Source organism: Psychrobacter sp. 72-O-c, assembly GCF_904846605.1.
Taxonomy (GTDB): Bacteria; Pseudomonadota; Gammaproteobacteria; order Pseudomonadales; family Moraxellaceae; genus Psychrobacter.
This window is the reverse complement of sequence record NZ_CAJHBI010000001.1, coordinates 1-20052: the sequence shown is the minus strand read 5'-3', so window position 1 is coordinate 20052 and position 20052 is coordinate 1. Positions and strand designations below refer to the sequence as shown.

General features: G+C 42.9%; 14 protein-coding genes. 5 read left to right on the top strand and 9 right to left on the bottom strand.

All coding sequences use genetic code 11. The features are described 5' to 3' along the window. Positions 1–157: 157 nt before the first annotated feature. Positions 158–1693 carry an amidophosphoribosyltransferase gene (gene purF, locus JMX97_RS00070; RefSeq protein WP_201553897.1) on the top strand — a complete coding sequence of 512 codons (1536 nt, stop codon included), beginning with the start codon at positions 158–160 and terminating at the stop codon, positions 1691–1693. 119 nt (positions 1694–1812) lie between these two features. Here purF and JMX97_RS00065 read toward each other — a convergent pair whose 3' ends face one another. The 6 genes from JMX97_RS00065 to yajC form a co-directional block, all read right to left on the bottom strand. Then, complete coding sequence (locus tag JMX97_RS00065) at positions 1813–2172, bottom strand: AzlD domain-containing protein (RefSeq protein WP_201553895.1); 360 nt, start codon at positions 2170–2172, stop codon at positions 1813–1815. After that, positions 2162–2806 (bottom strand): AzlC family ABC transporter permease, encoded by a 645-nt coding sequence (locus JMX97_RS00060; RefSeq protein ID WP_201554055.1) that lies wholly within the window; start codon positions 2804–2806, stop codon positions 2162–2164. Before JMX97_RS00060 ends, JMX97_RS00065 begins: the two co-directional genes overlap by 11 nt. A gap of 202 nt (positions 2807–3008) precedes the next feature. Then, positions 3009–4445, bottom strand: a complete 1437-nt coding sequence (locus JMX97_RS00055) for an MATE family efflux transporter (RefSeq protein ID WP_201553893.1) — start codon at positions 4443–4445, stop codon at positions 3009–3011. A gap of 198 nt (positions 4446–4643) precedes the next feature. Beyond that, positions 4644–5906, bottom strand: coding sequence for a protein translocase subunit SecF (gene secF / locus JMX97_RS00050; RefSeq protein WP_201553891.1), 1263 nt, complete (start codon positions 5904–5906; stop codon positions 4644–4646). A gap of 9 nt (positions 5907–5915) precedes the next feature. Further along, positions 5916–7793: a protein translocase subunit SecD gene (gene secD, locus JMX97_RS00045; protein ID WP_201553889.1), complete on the bottom strand. Its 1878-nt coding sequence runs from the start codon at positions 7791–7793 to the stop codon at positions 5916–5918. A gap of 527 nt (positions 7794–8320) precedes the next feature. Next, positions 8321–8599 carry a preprotein translocase subunit YajC gene (yajC, locus tag JMX97_RS00040; protein WP_201553887.1) on the bottom strand — a complete coding sequence of 93 codons (279 nt, stop codon included), beginning with the start codon at positions 8597–8599 and terminating at the stop codon, positions 8321–8323. Between the two features lie 712 nt (positions 8600–9311). Between yajC and JMX97_RS00035 the strand changes: the two genes are divergently transcribed. The 3 genes from JMX97_RS00035 to JMX97_RS00025 all read left to right on the top strand — a co-directional run bounded on the left by JMX97_RS00035 (position 9312) and on the right by JMX97_RS00025 (position 14545). Continuing rightward, positions 9312–10460, top strand: a complete 1149-nt coding sequence (locus JMX97_RS00035) for a hemolysin family protein (RefSeq protein WP_201554053.1) — start codon at positions 9312–9314, stop codon at positions 10458–10460. A gap of 348 nt (positions 10461–10808) precedes the next feature. Next, the gene (locus JMX97_RS00030; RefSeq protein WP_201553886.1) at positions 10809–11303 is read left to right on the top strand and encodes a hypothetical protein; all 495 of its coding nucleotides are present in this window, start codon (positions 10809–10811) and stop codon (positions 11301–11303) included. A gap of 263 nt (positions 11304–11566) precedes the next feature. Beyond that, complete coding sequence (locus tag JMX97_RS00025) at positions 11567–14545, top strand: LysM peptidoglycan-binding domain-containing protein (protein WP_201553885.1); 2979 nt, start codon at positions 11567–11569, stop codon at positions 14543–14545. A 171-nt stretch (positions 14546–14716) separates the two neighbouring features. Here the strand turns inward: JMX97_RS00025 and JMX97_RS00020 are convergent, their stop codons facing one another. Both JMX97_RS00020 and JMX97_RS00015 read right to left on the bottom strand, forming a co-directional pair. Further along, entirely contained in the window at positions 14717–15925 is a 1209-nt protein-coding gene (locus tag JMX97_RS00020) for a transglycosylase SLT domain-containing protein (protein WP_201553884.1), read from the bottom strand. 1132 nt (positions 15926–17057) lie between these two features. Continuing rightward, positions 17058–17912, bottom strand: coding sequence for a Nif3-like dinuclear metal center hexameric protein (locus tag JMX97_RS00015; protein WP_201553883.1), 855 nt, complete (start codon positions 17910–17912; stop codon positions 17058–17060). A 281-nt stretch (positions 17913–18193) separates the two neighbouring features. Here JMX97_RS00015 and JMX97_RS00010 point away from each other — a divergent pair, with 281 nt between their 5' ends. Beyond that, positions 18194–19522 (top strand): trypsin-like peptidase domain-containing protein, encoded by a 1329-nt coding sequence (locus JMX97_RS00010; protein ID WP_201553880.1) that lies wholly within the window; start codon positions 18194–18196, stop codon positions 19520–19522. 125 nt (positions 19523–19647) lie between these two features. Here the strand turns inward: JMX97_RS00010 and JMX97_RS00005 are convergent. Then, positions 19648–20052, bottom strand: a 405-nt coding sequence (locus JMX97_RS00005) for a transposase (protein WP_201553879.1), incomplete at its 5' end; no start/stop codon positions are given.

The window sequence follows — 20052 nt, the reverse complement described above, 5'->3', positions numbered from 1 at the left end:
TTGCCTATCAGCAAGACTTTATTTTTAGTAAAAGCCTAATTTATAACAGCCTAATTTCAGCAAAAAAATCATCAGTGCCGATCGTCTGACAGATATTATTGTCAGTAATGGTGCCGTCATTGCGTTACTAATGTATGATCTAAAATAGGACATAACTATGTGTGGAGTCGTTGGGGTTGCAGCTCATGAGCCAGTCAACCAAATTCTTTATGATGCCTTAACCATGTTGCAGCATCGCGGACAAGATGCGGCAGGTATTGTTACTTTGCAGGACGGGCGCTTATATTTACGTAAAGAAAACGGCATGGTACGCGACGTTTTTATGAACCATCATATGGTTAGGTTGGTCGGAAAGTTTGGTATCGGTCACGTCCGCTATCCTACTGCTGGTACCTCAAGCAGCGCTGAGGCTCAACCATTTTACGTCAACTCACCTTATGGTATTACTTTGGCACATAATGGCAACTTGACCAATGCCGAGAGCTTGGCCAAGTCCTTGTATCAAGATGACCGCCGCCATTTAAACACCGACTCAGATTCTGAAGTATTGTTGAATGTGTTAGCGCACGAAATGCAAAACTTAGGTAAAACTCATCCGACTGCTGATGATATCTTTGAAGCAACAAAAGCGGTTTATAGTCGCTGTGAAGGGGCTTATGGTGTGGTCGCACTGATAACTGGTCATGGCTTACTCGCGTTCCGTGATCCAAACGGTATCCGTCCGCTGATTTTTGGTGAGCGTTTGGCGGCTAATGGCGGTACTGAGTATATGGTTGCCTCAGAATCAGTAGCGCTTACTGGCTCAGGTTTTAGCATTATTCGTGATGTTAAACCAGGGGAAGCCATTTTTATTGACTTAAATCATCAATTACATACTCATCAGTGTGTGGAGCAGCAAGAATATACGCCTTGTATCTTTGAATATGTCTATTTTGCGCGTCCCGATTCGATTATGGATAATATCTCAGTCTATAAATCACGGTTGCGTATGGGCGAGAAACTGGCGGATAAAATCCTTGCTGAATGGGGTGAAAATCACGATATTGATGTGGTCATACCTATTCCTGATACCTCGCGTACTTCCGCGATGGAATTAGCTCTAAAGATGAACATCAAGTACCGTGAAGGGTTTATGAAAAACCGCTATATCGGTCGTACCTTTATTATGCCAGGTCAGCAGCAACGTAAAAAATCTGTACGTCAAAAACTCAGCCCTGTACCATTAGAATTTAAGGGCAAAAATGTCTTGTTAGTCGACGATTCTATCGTCCGTGGTACTACTTGTCATGAAATTATTCAAATGGCACGCGATGCAGGCGCTAAAAAGGTGTTTTTTGCCAGTGCGGCGCCGCCTGTGAAATACCCTAATGTCTATGGTATTGATATGCCGGTACGTAGCGAACTGATTGCCTCAGGTCATACTGTAGAAGAAGTACGTGATATTATCGGTGCAGACCGCTTAATTTTTCAAGATTTAGATGATCTTATCGATGCGGTAAAAGATACTAAGTATAGTAAGGTTGAAGGTTTTGACTGTGCAGTATTCAATGGCTGTTATGTTACGGGTCAAATTAACGAAGCCTATCTTGATCATCTACAAGATCAGCGCAATGAAACTGCTAAAACAGGTAAGAAGGGGATGCAGATTGTTGCTGATACCCCCGTTGATATGATGGGTGTAGAAGAGTTTTAATTTACCAAACGGTTAAAAAACAATACTGACTTTAAAATACAAAAAGGCTGAATTCTATAAGGAATTCAGCCTTTTTCGTTAAAACTAAGTTAATTTGTACTAACTCATCTAACAATAAACTAACCTAAAAAATAGTTAAATAGCCACAATAACCCATTAATAGCGGCGATACCAACCACCATACTCACTAGCAGCTGGCGACTGACATGATAGACCAGCAACACTAGTAGTAGGGCACCAATTTGCGCCAACAATAAATGCAGCTCCGTGCTACTCAAGCCAATATTCGCTGATAAATCTTGGTAAGAAAGACTGGTTAAGATTAATAATATCAAAACGGATAGCGGTAAACTCTCATTAAGACGATGTAACCAAGGTTTATCAAGTAGTTTTTGTGGTATCAGTGCTGGAATAGCACGAGTGATAAACGTGACTCCTGCCATTGCCAAGGTTGCGAAAATCAGATAGCTACTGGTCATTAGAATCTCCTATTACTGTCCGCTGTATCCAAAATGCACGCGTTAAGATCAGCAACATACAAATCGCAATCGCTACTAATAACAACCAATGACTGGTAAATAGTGAGGCGATAACTAAGGCGATAACGGCAATTCCAATCGGAAAATAACGTTTAATACTCTGAAACTGCTCATAAGCTAAAATCACAAACAAACAAATAAGCGCAAAGTCCAAGTTTGGTACTAGATCATTGAGAGCGCTGCCTATCATTACTCCAACGGCGCTCGCCAGTACCCACCAGCTTTGGTTAAATAAGCTTACCGGCAGTATAAGTGCTTGCCGGGTATTCGCAGGCAAACTGGTCATCACTGAAAAAGTCTCATCAGTGAGGGCAAATAAGCAATAAGTTTTGGCAAGTTTATGGGTTGGTAAGTATTGTAATAGAGGTACACCATAAAATACGTGGCGTAAATTAATAGCGGCAATGTTGGTCGCGATATTACCAATTGGCAATCCGGCGCTAAGCATAGGCAAGCAGGCATATTGAGCGGCACCCGCATACAGTACGATACTGAGCATAATGGTCGCCCATATTGGTACGCCTGCAACTTGAGCCAATACGCCAAAGGCAATACCCGCAGGCAGGTAGCCCATCGCTACCGGAATACTTTTTTTAAAGCCTTCAGCCCATTGATAGGACGGCTCTCGTTGCTGCTTAGAATAAGTGGTCACAGGATGTCCTAAATTTTTCTAGCTCGATTATTAATTTTGTAGTCGTTGTTTTGGTTTGATAATGAATGACGACTTTTAAATAGTTGTACTGCTTATAATTTGCATTGCTTATAACTCGTGCTGCTTATAAATGGGGCTGTAATTTTTCATAGCTACCAGTGATATGAGCGCGGTATAAAAATCCACTAAGAATAATGAACCGTAGGAGTAATAAGCACCAAACACTTAGCCAAATACCGGTCATACCCCATTGTTGATAGAGTAGCCAGCTGAGCGGAAAAAAGATAACGGCTAATATTAATGCTGCATTACGAATCACATTGCCAGCGGTTAATCCAAAGAATATTCCATCGAGCCAATATGCCCCGACACCGATTAAGGGTAGCAATACCGCATACACATGATAATTATAAGCAAGGGTAAAGACTGGCTCAATATTGGTCATTAGTTGCAAATATGTTGGCATCGCAAGCCACCATATCGCGCTTAATATCAAGGCAAGACCGTAGCTGACCACACCGGTGCGCTTGACAATAATACGAAAGCGCGGCCAATCACGCCGTCCTGCGGCCTGACCACTCAACGTCTCTGCTGAGACCGCCACGCCATCAAGCGCAAAGGCTGAAATGCTTAACACTTGTAATAAAATAGCATTGGCGGCCAGTATCAAATCGCCACTCTGAGCCGATAAGCGTGTTATCCATGCAAAGCTTAAGGTTAAAATTAACGTGCGAATAAAAATATCTTTATTTAGCGAAAATAGCCTAAGCATTTTCTCTTTAGCAAAATGTTGCGGGTCAGCGGTAAATAGCGCTCTCCAGGTCAGTTGCAAGTGACGGCGGCTCAGCCATAAAGCTAGAACAACTCCCAACCAGAAGGCGATAGTCGTCCCTAGTGCCACGCCTACCAGTCCCATCTGCATGCCATAGACAAAGAACAAGGTAAGAATGATATTGAGTATCGCGATAAAACCTTGTTGATATAGCATATAACGGGTCTTACCTTGCCCTGCAAACCAGCCAATAAAAGCAAAGTTCATCAGCTCAGCTATCACACCCCAAAATCGTACGTCTAGATAAATTTTTGCCGCAAGTCCACTTTTAGGATTGGCTGATAACGCTTGTAAACCAAAATCAATCAGCCACGGTTTAGCGAGTAGTAGTATTGCCCCAATGATAAACGCTAATACTAATGCTCGCTGTAAAATAGACAGTAGTGGTGATTGCTTCTGCAGCTTATTACTTGAGGTGTCATTTTTCGAGGTGTTGGTTGTCGACGGCTCACCATTATTAGCCAGTTGCCCTAGTGCCTGAGCGGACAGCCCAGATGAGGCATATTGCAAAAAATTAAAGCTAACCAGTAATAGAGACAACAGCTGTATCGCCAAACCCATACCCGCAAGCTTAGCCGTATCGTTCATATTGCCAACAATCGCCGTATCAATGACGCTTTGTAGCGGCATGGCTAGATTGGCCAATAAGACCGGCAAGGCAATGGCAATGATCCGCGAGTAGCGGGTATCAATAGGCGGCATGGCGCGAGACGGCGTAGCAGTTGGCATTCTAGGGTCGCTTATGCTGAAACACAGAAAATGTTGCCCGTCACCTTAAACTTTGGCGATAGGGTGGGAGTGCTCTAAAAAAGCTACGATTCGATAGTCACATAAAGACAAAAGCACCTATTTATTAGGTGCTTTTGTCATGATAATACTTATAAGGTTAATAGACTAAAAATTTTGACTGTTAGCCCTAATTAACTATCAATCTTGTTCAAACATCTTTGGATCATTAAAGGTAACAATTTCTTCTTCAAACTCTGGTTTTACTTTTACCACAAAATCATCACGTGATAATCCCATACTTAGAGGAATAGAGCTTGAAATATAGATTGAAGAATAAGTACCCGCAATCAAGCCAATGAACAGTGCTACCGCGAACCAGAATAAACCATCACCGCCTAGGAACATCATGGCTAACACCACTAACATCACTGTTGAGATGGTCATAATGGTACGGCGTAAGGTTTCTGTTAATGATAAATCAATCGTTTGACGAGGGCTGATACCACGGACGCGGCGAAAGTTTTCGCGAATACGGTCATAGACGACAATAGTATCGTTCAATGAATAACCGATAAGCGCGAGTACAGCGGCCAGTACTGTTAAGTCAAATGGGAAACCGAATAATGCAAAAACACCGACCGTCACAATAGCATCATGGAAGAGGGCAGCTACTGCGCCTATTGCTAGCTTAAACTGGAAGCGTAGGGCAACATAGCCCAGCATACAGGTTAGCGCTAAGGCCACTGCCATTAATGAGTTTAAGTACACCTCGTTGCCGACTTGGCTACCAATAATATTAACGTTACTAATTTCAGCATTATTATTGGGTAAATCAAGCGCTTGATTCAAACTAGCATTTAGGCCATTGATATTATCTGACTGTGGTGGCAGGCGCACTAACAGCTCTTGGCGTGTACCAAGATACTGCACTACGGAATCATCAAAGCCATTATCAGCAAGTGCTTTAACCACTTCCACTTGTTCAGCTGGCTGCTCATAGCGCACATCTGCTGAGACCCCGCCGGTAAAGTCAAGACCTAGGTTAAGGCCATTAATCGCAATAGCCAGAATACTACCGATAATTAAAACGATAGATAAAATCGCCATCGGCTTTTCTAAACTCATAAAGGGAATGAGGCGCTGATTGCCAATGGCTTTGATGCCACCTTCTGCTTTTGCTGCCGCGTCATCAGCTGCGTCATCTGCCGAGATATTAGGATCGATATCAGTAGTAGAATTAGGACCTTGTGTTGCTAATGCTTGACTGTTTTGACCGGCGCGACGACCTTTGCCTTTACTCGATTTCGAAGCAGTAGACTTATTGGTTTGGTTGTTGCTACCTTTACCATCACGGCGCGGCTTATTACGGCGGCGACGTTTATCGTCATCTGAACCACCGCCTGAGCTGTTCGAGGTCGGCGTGTTTGGTTTTTTCGTGGGATTATTCTTTTCAATCGCCATATGTTTCTCCTAGCCGATGCTCAAACGTTTGATAGATTTGCGCTTACCGTAAGCAATTTGTACCAGTGCCCGCGTGACTAAAATTGCAGTAAATAATGAGCTAATAATACCAATTGCTAAAGTGATCGCAAAACCTTTAATTGGACCGGTACCAATAGCAAACAGGATAAATGCGACTAATAAAGTGGTGATGTTGGCATCGAAAATACTACTAAAGGCACGATCAAAGCCTGCCACGATAGCAGATTTGGGCCGCACCCCATTTGCCAGCTCCTCGCGTATGCGCTCAAAAATCAGCACGTTGGCATCGACCGCCATACCAATAGTTAATACGATACCCGCAATACCAGGTAGGGTCAGTGATGAGCCTAAAATAGACATGATAGCGATAATGATAATGACGTTAACTGCCAGTGCCACATTAGCAATCACACCAAATAAGCGGTAAAAAATAATCATAAAGGCAAAAACTAACAGATAGCCAACTTGGGTAGAAAACAGACCTTTGTCAATGTTCTCTTGTCCTAATGACGGGCCGATAGTGCGTTCTTCCACGAAGTACATGGGTGCCGCTAATGCGCCTGAGCGCAATAACAAAGCAAGCTCTGCCGCTTCAGCACTGCTGTCTAAACCAGTAATACGGAAAGACGAGCCAAGTACTGCTTGAATATTGGCACGGTTGATCACTTTAGTTTCAGCATAAGGCGTTCGTACTTCGACCGTCTCACCAGTAGTAGGATCTTCTTCATAAGTAATTTTTTGCTTGTTTTCGATAAATAATACGGCCATTTGCTGGCCAACTGCAGTACGCGTGGCATCTTGCATCAGCTTGCCGCCAGCACTATCTAAGGTGATACTGACTTCGGGCATACCACCTTCATCAAGACCAGTCTGAGCATTAGTCACTTTATCACCAGTGACAATAGCTTGACGATCTAACAGTACTGGTGGACCATCAAGCGTTCTAAACGGAAAGGCTTCAGTGCCAGCAGGCGGAATCCCGCCCATGAAGTCTTCGCTGTCTTCTGCCACCATCCGGAATTCAAGGTTTGCAGTACGACCCAACACACGCTTGGCCTCAGCAGTATCTTGCACACCAGGCAGCTCAACCACAATACGACTGGCACCTTGTGACTGTACTAAAGCTTCAGTAACACCAAGCTCGCTGATTCGGTTACGCAAGGTAGTCAAGTTCTGATTGACCGCATAGCTGTTAATCTCATCTAATGTCGCATCGTTATACGCCATGATTAGCGCCGGACCTTGATCATCAATAGAGGATTGGAGACTAAAGTTATTACCCATTGATCCTTGTAGGATGTTTTGGGCACGATTACGAATATCCGTATCGGCAAAATGTAGCACGATACCTTGCGCCTGTGTTTTGATACCCTTAACCGCAATACGCTCAGCACGTAGCTCACGGCGCACATCGCGGCTAGCACTTTCTAGGCGCTGCTCGAGCGCCTTATCCATATCGACTTCTAACACAAAGCGGACACCGCCACGTAAATCTAGTCCTAGCTTCATCGGTTTAGCACCGATATCACGTAGCCACTGCGGCGTTGTCTGCGCTAAGTTGAGTGCCACCACATAGTCATCACCCAAGTTCTGTCTTAATGCTTCTTGTGCTTTGAGCTGCTCGACTGGATTGTCGACGCGTACCAAGGCACTATTACCCTCAAATGTGCCATCATGATAGCTCACGCCAGCTTCTTCTAGCAGGCTTTGTGACTGGGTCAAGATACCCTCAGACAGCTGTGTACCTGCCGCTGCACTGGTGATCTGCACGGCAGGTTCATCAGGGTAAAGGTTTGGGGCAGCATACAGACCGGAAACGATTAGCACGATGAGGATGACGAAATATTTCCAAGCGGGATATTGCATAATCACTTCTTTAGGTTGATAAAGTACTGGCGACGCAGGCCACAAGTTAGCAGATGGGATGTTAGCGATCGCAATGGGTGACTGCCATGTTTAGTAATTGGCATCTTTATCATTTGCAATTGCCCACCATCGCGATCATCCGCTATGATAATAGAGCATAAAACGGTAGCGTATAAAATATTTTAAGGTGCAAAGCGATATAGCTTCTAAGAATAGCTACTTAGCTTTTTCTAAAAGCTTATATTACTTTTATAACTGCAAGTTAAGTTATTTATAAAACTAGTTGAGCCATTTCTAAAAATTTAAGGTGTAACGACAAGCCCATTAAATGAAGCCTGTTTGACTGTATTCTTGCTTTAATTGACTGGCTAATAGCATAAAATGACCGTAAACAATGAACGGTCATTTTTATAAATACGATGATAATAGATAAATACAACGACTCTAATAGCAGTCAGAAAGTAATCAAATCTGACTGTGATCAATCATGGTTGTTAACAACTACCATAAGTCATAATCGCTGTTATTTATACGCTCTCAATAGTACCTTTAGGCAACACTGAAATCACAGACGCGCGTTGCACCTTAACATCGGTATTATTGTTTAAGCTAACAACGGCATAGATATCTTCAAGACTTTTAATACGACCCATCAGACCACCCGCAAAGATTATTTCACTGCCAACGGTTAAAGAGCTGACCATCGCGCGGTGTTCTTTAGTACGTTTAGACTGCGGACGGATTACCAAAAAGTAAAAAATGGCAAAAAATGCTACTGGTAATAAGATTTGACCGAATACTTCCATATCTCTCTCTCAATATATAATAGACAATAATAAAATTAGACGCATAGTAACAAAAAATACCAGACTTAGTAACTGTTAATCATGGGATGAACGTATTTTTCTTGACGCATCGGCATACTATCAGTCGTTATCTATCACGACAATCCTTTTGGCCTATTAAAGAGGAGAATGTACAAAACTAATAGGCAGATAGATATTGAATTCAGGCGTATGAGATGCCATAAACATCGACTGTAATAACGAGCGGTGTTAATATTAACAGTCATACTTAAGTGCTGTATTTACTTTACATTAGTTTATCTATAATAAATTGTTGTTTTTGAAAAACAGATAGCATGAAAAAAACAGATATCATCACAAATTATTGTTAAACAGCAGTATCAATGCTAATATCAAATGGCTATTTTTATCTCTACTAAATTTTATAAAAATTGATTAGTAATATCAATTGATGCCGTGTTTAGTAGCAGTTTTTAGTGAGATAGATGATAAACAGTACTTAGTTAATGTTTTATATATGGTCGCAGATTTCATCCTTTTTCGTTCTCTCTTTTTGTTTAGGTTACCTAACTTGTCCACCACTTTTTTGTTTACACCACGTTTGTGTCGTCCACGCGCTTATCGTAAAGAAGCGTCTGCTAAACCTCCCCCGACGACGCGCTATCAAGGCCGTTTTGGAGCTATAGGAGCACTTGCAACTTTACTGTTAGCAATGCTGGTGACGATGTTGCCTTATCCTGCAATGGCAGCCGAGACGCTAGCAGAGCCAACCACTGCCAATGTCCTATTTCTGATGCTGTTTGTTTTAATAGCCATTGGTATCTCCTTTATCTGCTCATTGGCAGAAGCTGCACTACTGACCATGACTCCTTCATATATTGCCGATGTTCAGGAAAGCAATCCTAAAAAAGCAGACATGCTAAGACGCCTAAAAGTCGATAATATCGATCAGTCGCTAGCTGCTATTTTGACCCTGAATACTATGGCTCATACCTTAGGCTCTATTGGAGCAGGTGCGCAGGCAACGATCGTTTTCGGCAGCGCCTGGTTTGGGGTATTCTCTGCGATCATGACCTTTGCTATTTTGATATTCTCAGAGATTATCCCAAAAACGTTAGGTACTATGTATTGGCGACAGCTAAGCGGTCTGGTAACCTATTTTGTACGCGGTATTATTGTCATTTTATACCCGATTATTTGGTTGTCCGAGCGTTTGACTAGGTTCTTGGTACGCGGTAAAGAGGCTAACGTTTTTAGTCGTCGAGAGTTTTCTGCCCTTGCCAGTATCGGTGAGGAAGCAGGCCAAATCGATCCGCTAGAGGCGCGTATCATTCGTAACTTATTAGCGTTCGGCGCGATTAAGGTTGAGGATATTATGACGCCGCGCTCGGTAATGCTGGCGTTTGAGCAAACCAAAACTATTGCCGAAGTAATGGCTGATCGACCAAAATTAACTTTTTCACGCTTGCCAATCTATGATGGTGAGCTTGATAATATCACCGGATTTGTATTAAAAACGGATATGCTATTAGCGAAAGTTAATCATGCCATGCACAAGCCATTGACTCAGTTTCAACGAGACATTACTTATGTATTCTCAAAAATGAAGCTGTTTGATTTATTAGATTTGATGCTAAAAAATCGTATTCATATCGCTATTACCGTCGGTGAGTATGGTGAAGTAAAAGGACTGGTTACTTTAGAAGATGTGTTCGAAACTTTATTAGGTCTTGAAATTGTTGATGAGATAGACCGAGTAGAAGACATGCAGGCACTGGCACGGCAAATGATGGATAGGCGAGTAGAGCGCTTAGGTATGAAGCTTAGTGATGATGAAGGGTATGATGATGTTAATACTTAGATCAAGCTCTAAAGAAGAATACTCAGTATAGTGCTAACTTAAACGCAATAGGATAAAAGTAGCATTATAAACACCGCAATGGGAATGCTAGCGGTAACAACATAAGACCCTAACTGTTACCCGTTATGGGCAAATTCATTATGTTCACTTCAGGATTAGGGTACACGCAAGAATTACACATGGTGTTACATGGCTGTGAGGATTAAATGCTAGGCTAAAGCATATTATTGGCTAACCACGATGACGAAAATAATATCGATAAGAGCTTTTTTATTAAAGGCTTTTTAACTAAGAGTTGTGCTAACTAAAAACTGTGCTAATGGAAGGCCACGCTACCTAAGGACTATGATGAAACGATTATGGGGAAAAGGGCTATTTGCTCTATTGATCAAAGCTGCTAGCGCCACTGCTTTAATCGCTGTAGCAAGTACAGCAAGCATCAGTGCACAAGCGGCTACTATGACCGAAGGCTTAGTACAAAACTACGCCTCGGCTATGAAATCAGCCGCCAACAGCCAAAATACCAACCAAGTGGCGCGCCTGGTTTCTGATGATGCGCTGATCTCATTGTCAAGAAAAGGCAAATCTACCAGCTTAGACAAAGATGCGTATTTAAGGTTATTGCAAAACAGCTGGAACCAAACCTCGAATTATCGCTACGATATCACTGTTGATAACATTGTTATTGCTGGATCACAGGCTAAAGCCAATGTAACCACAAATGAGAGCTGGGTAAAAGACGGTAAAAATGTCTCATTTGTGACTACTTCTAGAGTAACGTTGGCCTTATCAACGGGCAACGCGGTACTCTTACGCGCTGTATCGCAAGTGACTATTGATTAGTAGCTAGCCATTAATAACTATTGATTAATAGCTGTGGTTAGTGAGTTAATCATTAGTAAACCGGTCATTAATATCTGTGATTAGTTGAGGTAATAAGTAAACGCGATTGGTAATCGGGGTGAATAGAGATGACTGGTATCAGCATTCCCGTCAGTCTTGTCCATTATCTTTTACATTAAACTGGTCTTTGGTTTATATTGCATACTATACTGTCAATTAATTATTCCTTTATCTATTCTTGTCGTTAGGAAGCTTCTACTATCATGTCTACTGTGTCATCAACTTCTCGCTCCTTTATCGCTTTACCACTGACACTTGCGGTGTCGGCCTTACTCATTAGTGCTTGTAGTAACACGTCGACGGTGAAAAATACCGGTGCTACCCATAGCTCGCCTGTGGTCAGCAAACGCCCTGCGAACCAGTCTGTAAAACCAACTACCAGTGCTGACTATTCAACCGCATATTTAGATGCTGATAGCTTAGATGAGCTAGCAGATTTATTGGAAGCATCCGATATGACGATGGTTGAAGACAATAGACTTGCCATTCAACAATACGGGGACTTGTGGAATCGCTTACGTGCTGGCTACCAGATGAATGGGAGTAAAGCCGTTTATAACCAGCGTATCGAAGGACAAAAGAGCTGGTTTACCAGCCGGCAGGATTACCTAAACCGCTTGACTGCGCGCGCCAGTCGGTACTTGTACCATACCGTACGTGAAGCTGAGCGTCGTAATATTCCTACTGAGTTGGCATTGTTACCTGTTATTGAAAGCTCCTATGATCCTAGTGGCACGAGTAGCGCTGCTGCGGCAGGCTTATGGCAATTTATTCCGAGTACTGGCCGTATTTATGGTCTGAATCAAAGTAGTAGCTATGATGGTCGCCGTGATGTGATCGAATCGACACGCGCCGCTTATGACTTCTTGACCGCACTACACAATCAATTTGGCAGTTGGGAGTTGGCCTTAGCCGCTTATAACGCCGGCCCTGGGCGTGTTCAAAGAGCCATTGATGCTAATGCTGCTCAAGGTCTGCCAACCGATTATTGGTCGCTCAGATTACCTACTGAGACCATGAACTATGTCCCACGCTTTTTAGCCGTTGCTGAAATCGTCGCTAAGCCTGAGCAATATGGTGTCTATTTGCCAGCGATTGCCAACCGACAGCATTTTCGTAGTGTGCCAGCCAATTATGGTGTGAGCTTAGCTGAAGTGTCACAATTAACAGGAGTTAGTTACGATGAGCTGGAAAAGCTCAATACAGCTCTAACTTCATCACGTATTGATTCTTCAGGTCCACAGCGGATCATCATTCCTAATGATGTCAGTCTTAATCTCGATGCTAAGTTAAGTGCATTGAGAGGTAATGGTAGCAGCAATGTCATTGCTTCAAGCAACGCTAATAGTAATGCGACTGCCCCTAGCTATTCAAGTCCAACGTCTCCTAGCTATAATAACAAGCCTTATACCAGCTCATCATTGCCCTCTACGGGTGGTGGTTTAGCCGATTATGCAGCCAGTGCTAGCGTACCTCAGCAGACGACCAGCTATATCACCCCAACCAGTACGCCCACTAGTAGCTCTGTTTATAGTAGTAACGCGTCAGTCCGTACCGAACCCCCTCTGACCAGTAAAGAAACCAGTAAAATCAATGCTGAGCTAAAAAGAAGTAATAGCTTACCGACCACCTCAGCCACGATTACCCAAAATAATACCATTGTTCAAGAACCGCCACTAAGTAAAGAAGAGCGCGACTTTATTGTTAATCAAATTCAGACACAAACGCCTGAAACGAATGTGGTTAGCGCCATTGACGGTAACATTAAATTATCGGCAGTACAGACGCAGCAGTCTATATTAGAAGCTAGCGGCAAAGAGAAAAAGCTTAGCTTCCCTAAAACCTCAACCAGCAAACCAAAACCGCAAGGTCAACGTACCACCTACGCTGTAAAACGTGGCGATACTTTGTCTAATATCGCCAGCCGAGCCGGTGTTAGCTGGCGTGATATCGCAGAATGGAACCAAATAGATGCCAGCTCAAAATTGCTCTCTGGTAGTACTTTATATCTGTATAATGCCAAAACAATTGAACCACTGAGCAGTGCCAGTACGAACAGCGCAAATCAACCAGAAAGCTACGTGGTACAAGGGGGCGATACTCTTATTGGTACCGCTAACCGTTTTGGTTTGTCAGTGACCCAGTTGGCAACCTATAATAATTTGAGCAGCCGTGCTGACTTGTTAAGAGGCCAGAAGCTATGGTTGATATCAGGTAAAGTGACCGCACCTGTAAGTACGCCAGCGGCACCATCTTCGAAACCTAGCAGCAAGCCAACAGGCGCGACTAAAAACTACAGAGTACAATCTGGCGATGGTCTGATTGCATTGTCACGGCAATTCAATGTCTCAATCGATATTTTAGCCAGTCTCAATAGCATTGGTACCACAGACTCGCTGTATGTGGGTCAAACGCTGAAAGTGCCTGCCAGCGCAGACGTTACTGCTGCCAGTAGTAATACAAGCAGCTCAACACCTACCAGTAATTATAAGGTAAAGTCAGGTGACACTTTAATCGGTATTGCCAATAGTATAGGAGTTAGTGCACAGCAAGTGGCAGCCGTTAACAGCAGCTTTGATGCTAAGGCTCGTTTGCAACGTGGACAGACGATTAAAGTGCCGGTATCTAAAGCAGAAGTAAACCGTCAATTAAACGATCAACCGACCAGCTACAAAGTGCAGTCGGGTGATACTTTGACTGGGGTTGCCAAACGCTATAATATTGGTTTGAGCGACTTAGCATCAGCGAATGGTTTGAGCAGTACCTCAAACTTGATACTTGGCCGTACTATCACTATTCCTACCAGTGGTAGTAGCGTGAGTATCCCAACTAGCAAGAGCAGCAATACAGCGACTACTAGCAGTAGTGGCAAGAAGCTGGGTAATACAGAAAACTATAAAGTTCAGTCAGGTGATGGTTTGATTGCTTTAGCACGTGGCTTGGGTGTTTCAGTAGAAGATTTAGCGGCGACCAATAATATCGCGGCTAATGCACAGTTACAGCGTGGGCAAACCATCAAGGTCCCGAAAGTCACGGTCAGTTATACCGTTGGCTCAGGCGATAGCTTGATTGGATTGGCACGGAAATATGGGGTCTCAACGCAAGAGCTGGCTGATATGAATAAGATCGCGCCAGATACAATGTTACAGCGTGGTCAGCGTCTGACCGTACCAAATCGTTAATATCTGCTAGAAAAATTATGGTTTTAACTGGATTTTAACTCATAGAAAAAGCTGCCTTAGTGATAAGGCAGCTTTTTTATTTGAAGATTTTTTATTTAAAAATTTCTTATTTAAAGTCTTTTTTAGAAAGTGTTATCAAACCATTCCAGTATTAATTACACGGTCTCGGTCTTAAACGGTCTCGGTTTTAATAGTTTCAAGATAACTTCTAATGTTGCTTACATAGTGCATAGCCTGACCGTAACGGCTATTCGATGCTCTATGTTCTGATAGATAGGCATAGACGTTCGCCCAGCTCTTGTCATCAATACCGTCAGCACTAAGCTCACGCTGAATGCGCTTTACTGCATTCGGACCCATGTTGTAGCCGGCTAGCGCGAACCAAATACGATCTGTTTTTGGCACATCCGCAAAGTCGGACTTCATTTGCTCTAAATAGCGCGCGCCGCCACTAATACTCTGGCTAGGGTCAACGCGGTCAGAGACTCCCATGGCTTTTGCCGTGCTATTAGTCAGCATCATAAGACCGCGCACCCCTGTTGGTGATACGGCATTGGCATCAAGATGCGACTCTTGATAGCCCATCGCTACCAATAGCTCCCAATCATGATTGTAGTTTTGCGCCTGCTCTTCAAAAGAAGACTGATAATCAGGCAGTTTCTCAGTCAGGGTGGTCTTAAAATGCTCTTGACTATAAGCATCTTTGAGTAAGCTTTGGTTATAGAATGCCGCTAGTTTTTGGGTCTCTTCTAGCTTGATACCATTACATAAAAAATAGCTGGCTTTTTGTGCTAACGGATCATTTGCTCCGTTAAACGTCCAGTTGATTTTTGGGTTCAAGCCATTTTCAGTCAAGCTGGTATCATAACCACAGCTTAAATTCACCGAGGATAAGCCAAGCTGACTTCTTAGCTGGGTACTAGCAGTCGTTAGCGCCATATCCGCATCACCCGACTGTAGCGCTCTTAGTGCCGCTTCCTCACTAGCATAGGCTTTTAGATCAACAGTGACCCCAAGCTCATCAGCATAGCTGCGTACCAAGTCATAACCGAAGCCATGTTGGAAGCCATCGGTGGCAAAGTAGGTACTGTCGCCAGGCACAGCCGCGATAGTTAACGTCTGTTCCAGCATGACCTGATCATAGGCTGGCACCGGATCGCCCATTGTCGTTAGACTCTCGGCAGGTAGGGATAACAAAGCAATGCTAGATGCTTGTATTAATTTTTTAGACTTTCCAAAACGAGATGATGAAAGGTGGGGAACGGATGGAACGAGGTTACTTCTGGTGCTAAGTGAGCGCTTGGCCGGACGCAGTAGGTAAGAGATACGGCGTTTGGCACCTTGCGCAGATACTTTGACACGATAAGTAATACGTTGCATTGAGGTCTCCTAATTTTAGCCATCCTACTTACCGTAAAAATGCGTTATCAGCGTAGACCTATAATCATAGGACAGGCATACGCTAAAGTTACATCTTAAATGACATCACACTTATTAATAGCATAAGAGTGGTATCACTTTGATTGAATATAGAAGCCATTGACAGAGGTTATTTGCATGAGTTAGTCATACAAAAAAACAATATAAAAATGGCGGTATAACCCATTTGCTAGCGTAAAATTAAAAGTAATGACGCACAGCACGAATAAGGATAAAAATTAAATGATCCTTCACTCAAAAACAGGTTAAACAACTATATTAAACATAGGTAAGGTCATGAATAAGTTATCGAGACATAGGCGTGGGCAGTAATACTGACGTTGATGTAGTCGTTAAAAAATACAACTAACACTTGAATCAACTTTTAATGCGCTATTATCAGTGGTTGTATACTCTATACATAACTTATAGGGCATAGTCTTTCCTGATACGCTATGTTCTAGCAACACGAATAAATAACCGACTTTATAAAATTTGTCACTCAATTAATAAATTAATTTATAAAATCGTGCTATACCGTTGTTGCTATGCTAAATATAAGAGATACGGTGACGCTGAGTATATATAGTGCAATCACAGTGTTTCTACAGGTAATTATTTCGATTCTCATCAGTCATTATTATTGGTAAATAGCAAACAAAAAATGATTATTTCGTATATTCGAAGCTATATATCATATGATGTGATGAGTATGTAAATAATGACCATTTATCTAGCGCTATAACCGGAAGCTGTAATAAATGGGAAGTTTCATGACAAAACGTTCTTTTACAAGTAACTAATATGCGGTTATTAGTCGCAGTATTCAAGTTAAGTTAAGAAAAGAGCGATAAAACTTAACAATTAGGCTGTAGACGGTTAAAAAACAATCTATTTAATACTGTAATTAATAAACTAAAGTTTATTTTTAATAAAATGGTCAAGCTCTATCATATTGTATTTATTACGCAAAGTTGAATTAGGAAATAACGTTCATTGGCTTTTCAAATCATAATAAGTCTTATGTTTTAATGGATGAATACATCATAATCATGCGTTATTCCATGAGCTTAACCATTTATTTAGTCACTTATTAGGCTGGATTATCAATATCAATAAAGCTTACTGGTAGTTTAAAATGTTGGGCGATTAACTCACCCAATGCTTGGATACCGTCGCGTTCTGTAGCGTGATGACCGCAGGCAAAATAATCGATGCCAAGCTCACGTGCAATATGGGTGGTGCGTTCTGAGATTTCACCTGAGATAAAAGCATCACAGCCCATTGCTGCTGCCTGTTCAATCATGTCTTGTGCGCCGCCAGTACATATTCCGATACGCTCAAGCAGCTTTGAGTCGGCAGTATTATTTTCGCTATCAGTCGGGATACCAGTGGGAATATTAGAATGTTGATAGCTACTTGAGATATGCAGCGGTTCTCTGCCTAATGCTTGAGTGATGCAAGTAATTAGACTCTGCGCACTTTGCGGGGTACAAGTGGCAATATTGCCTACCGGATGCGACTCATTAGGGTACAGTGCTCCAGTAATGGTCATGCCTAGCATCTCAGCAAGTTTAACGTTATTGCCGACGACGGGATGCCCGTCAAGGGGGAGGTGATAGGCGATTAAAGAGATGCCATGCTGCATCAGTTTACGGATACGTTGACCTTTCATGCCTACTATGGGGGCAGGTTCCCCTTTCCAAAAATAACCATGATGTACCATAATGGCTTCGGCGTTAGCTGCAATTGCGGCGTCAATTAAGGCCTCACAAGCAGTAACACCAGTGATAATACGTCGAATAGGTCGTCCACCATCAACTTGCAGGCCATTGGGAGCGTAGTCTTTAAAGGCGTCAGCAGATAAGTACTCATCACAAAATTGCGTTAATGCTTGCGCGGTTATCGATGTATTCGATGGTTCAACTATAGTATTTTTGGTTGTCATTATATTTTCCTGTTGTGCTTTAATTATTAGTGGGTTTGCTGAATTGTCGGTATTATTGACAGTTTAAATAGATAGAGTAATAGCCAAAACCCTTGTAATAGTCATATTATCATACCGCTGAAAATATTCTGATAAGCACACTAACTGAAATGGTACACGATGCATTACTATTAGACTGCGTTGCCAGTTATAATTTGCATACGTGAATGCGTCCATCTGAAGCACTCAGCTGATAGCCCTTATCAACGCTTGTTTATATAAAATTTATAGAGGTTTTCTATATGTCGTCATCCCCAAACACCAAAGATAAGGCCGCTTTTTTAAAATGGTTACCTTGGATTTTATTGTTGGTATTGATTGCAGCGTTTGTTTGGTTGTTCACGAGTATGAAGACCCCGTCGGAGGCAACGTGGGAGCCACCTAGAACCACGCCTGCTGAGCAGCAAGCATCCGCGCCTGTTGCCGACACGCCCGCACCTATCTCTTCTTATCATAACGCGGTTGCTCGTGCCTCGCAGTCAGTGGTTAACATCTATACCACCCAAGTGATGGCGGAACATCCTTATATGGATGATCCCGTATTGCGCCGTTTTTTTGAAAATCATGGTGGCGGAGCAGCCGGTCAAGGGCCTACCAACTTAGGTTCTGGGGTTATTGTATCAGCGGATGGTTATATCGTCACTAATGCTCATGTAGTAGAAAAAGCCGATGAGATTACCGTGGCCTTTAATGATGGTCGCAAGAGCCGTGCCAAAGTTATCGGTACCGATCCTGATAGTGACTTGGCGGTAATTAAAGTTGATATGACTGGTCTTACGCCACTTGGATTTCGTGAAGTGCCCATTCGAGTGGGCGATTTAGCATTGGCTATTGGTAATCCTTTTGGCGTTGGGCAAACGGTCACCCAAGGTATCATTTCAGCGACGGGTCGTACCGGACTGGGGGTCAATAAATTTGAAGACTTTATTCAAACCGATGCTGCTATTAACCCCGGTAACTCTGGCGGTGCGCTAGTCGATGCTCGTGGTGAATTGGTGGGTATCAATACCGTTATCTTCTCACGCTCCGGCGGCTCTATGGGTATTGGCTTTGCCATTCCAACGGCGCTGGTTGAGCAGGTAATGAATGCTTTGATCAAAGACGGCCGTGTCAGCCGCGGCTGGTTGGGTATCGAGATACAATCACAACTGCGTGATCCAACTCGCCTTGAGACTTCAACCGGTGTAGAAGTGCTTAAAGTTATCGATCAAGGCCCTGCGGCCAAAAGTGGTCTACGGGTTGGTGATATTATCCTAACTATTGATGGGATTGAGATGACTGACGCCAATACCTTGATTCAGTATGTTGCTCGCAAACCACCAACGACTGAGCTAGCCGCACAAATATTGCGTAATGGCAAAAACAAACAAATCAAAATTTTGCTAGCCGAGCGCCCACAGCAAGAAGTTGTTGAAACGCCCGAAATTATCAATGATGAAAGCTTTGAGGATCAGCCAAGCTATCACGGCCAAAATCAAAACCAGCCGACGATGTCGGAAGAAGAGCGGGTTCGTATGCGTGAAGAGTTGCTACAGTTGTTTGAGAGAGACGGTGCGCCCCAATCTCAGTAGGAATGAATGTTTAAAGTAATCTTCAGGCAATAAAAAGCGCGTTATCTTGCTTAAGATAGCGCGCTTTTTATTGCTTATTTTTAAAGGGTTTTTAAAGGACTTATAACTTATACCAATCCCAATAATTAAAGTTGCGCCCAAGTTCGAGTAGTCAAGGAGCGAACCCTCTCTGGCTGCTCAAGCAACTTATTCCAAGCACAGCAAGCCGCATCAACAATAGACTCATAGCTCTCATAACAGCGATTAGACAACTCGTTCTGCTTAAGATACTGCCAAACGTTTTCAGACGGGTTTAACTCAGGTGAATAAGGCGGCAGTTTAAGCATGGTCACATTGTGTAGATTCAAGCTTGGTTGATGCCACAACGCCCCGTCCATCACCACAACGGCATGTCGACCTTCGGGAACCGCTTTACTAATCTCTTGCATATGCAAGAGCATGGTATGTTTATTTACCAATGGCAGAACCAGTCCAACACTGTTGCCTGTAGCAGGACAGAAAGCCCCAAAGATATAGGTTGATAAGAACTG

Bases quoted from the DNA above. Each gene is read 5' to 3' on its own strand.
- yajC (WP_201553887.1), bottom strand. From the start codon at position 8,599: ATGGAAGTATTCGGTCAAATCTTATTACCAGTAGCATTTTTTGCCATT.
- JMX97_RS00025 (WP_201553885.1), top strand. From the start codon at position 11,567: ATGTCTACTGTGTCATCAACTTCTCGCTCCTTTATCGCTTTACCACTG.
- JMX97_RS00055 (WP_201553893.1), bottom strand. From the start codon at position 4,445: ATGCCAACTGCTACGCCGTCTCGCGCCATGCCGCCTATTGATACCCGC.
- JMX97_RS00015 (WP_201553883.1), bottom strand. From the start codon at position 17,912: ATGACAACCAAAAATACTATAGTTGAACCATCGAATACATCGATAACC.
- secF (WP_201553891.1), bottom strand. From the start codon at position 5,906: ATGGCGATTGAAAAGAATAATCCCACGAAAAAACCAAACACGCCGACC.
- JMX97_RS00065 (WP_201553895.1), bottom strand. From the start codon at position 2,172: ATGACCAGTAGCTATCTGATTTTCGCAACCTTGGCAATGGCAGGAGTC.
- secD (WP_201553889.1), bottom strand. From the start codon at position 7,793: ATGCAATATCCCGCTTGGAAATATTTCGTCATCCTCATCGTGCTAATC.
- JMX97_RS00035 (WP_201554053.1), top strand. From the start codon at position 9,312: ATGCTGGTGACGATGTTGCCTTATCCTGCAATGGCAGCCGAGACGCTA.
- JMX97_RS00060 (WP_201554055.1), bottom strand. From the start codon at position 2,806: ATGGGCTACCTGCCTGCGGGTATTGCCTTTGGCGTATTGGCTCAAGTT.
- purF (WP_201553897.1), top strand. From the start codon at position 158: ATGTGTGGAGTCGTTGGGGTTGCAGCTCATGAGCCAGTCAACCAAATT.
- JMX97_RS00030 (WP_201553886.1), top strand. From the start codon at position 10,809: ATGAAACGATTATGGGGAAAAGGGCTATTTGCTCTATTGATCAAAGCT.
- JMX97_RS00010 (WP_201553880.1), top strand. From the start codon at position 18,194: ATGTCGTCATCCCCAAACACCAAAGATAAGGCCGCTTTTTTAAAATGG.
- JMX97_RS00020 (WP_201553884.1), bottom strand. From the start codon at position 15,925: ATGCAACGTATTACTTATCGTGTCAAAGTATCTGCGCAAGGTGCCAAA.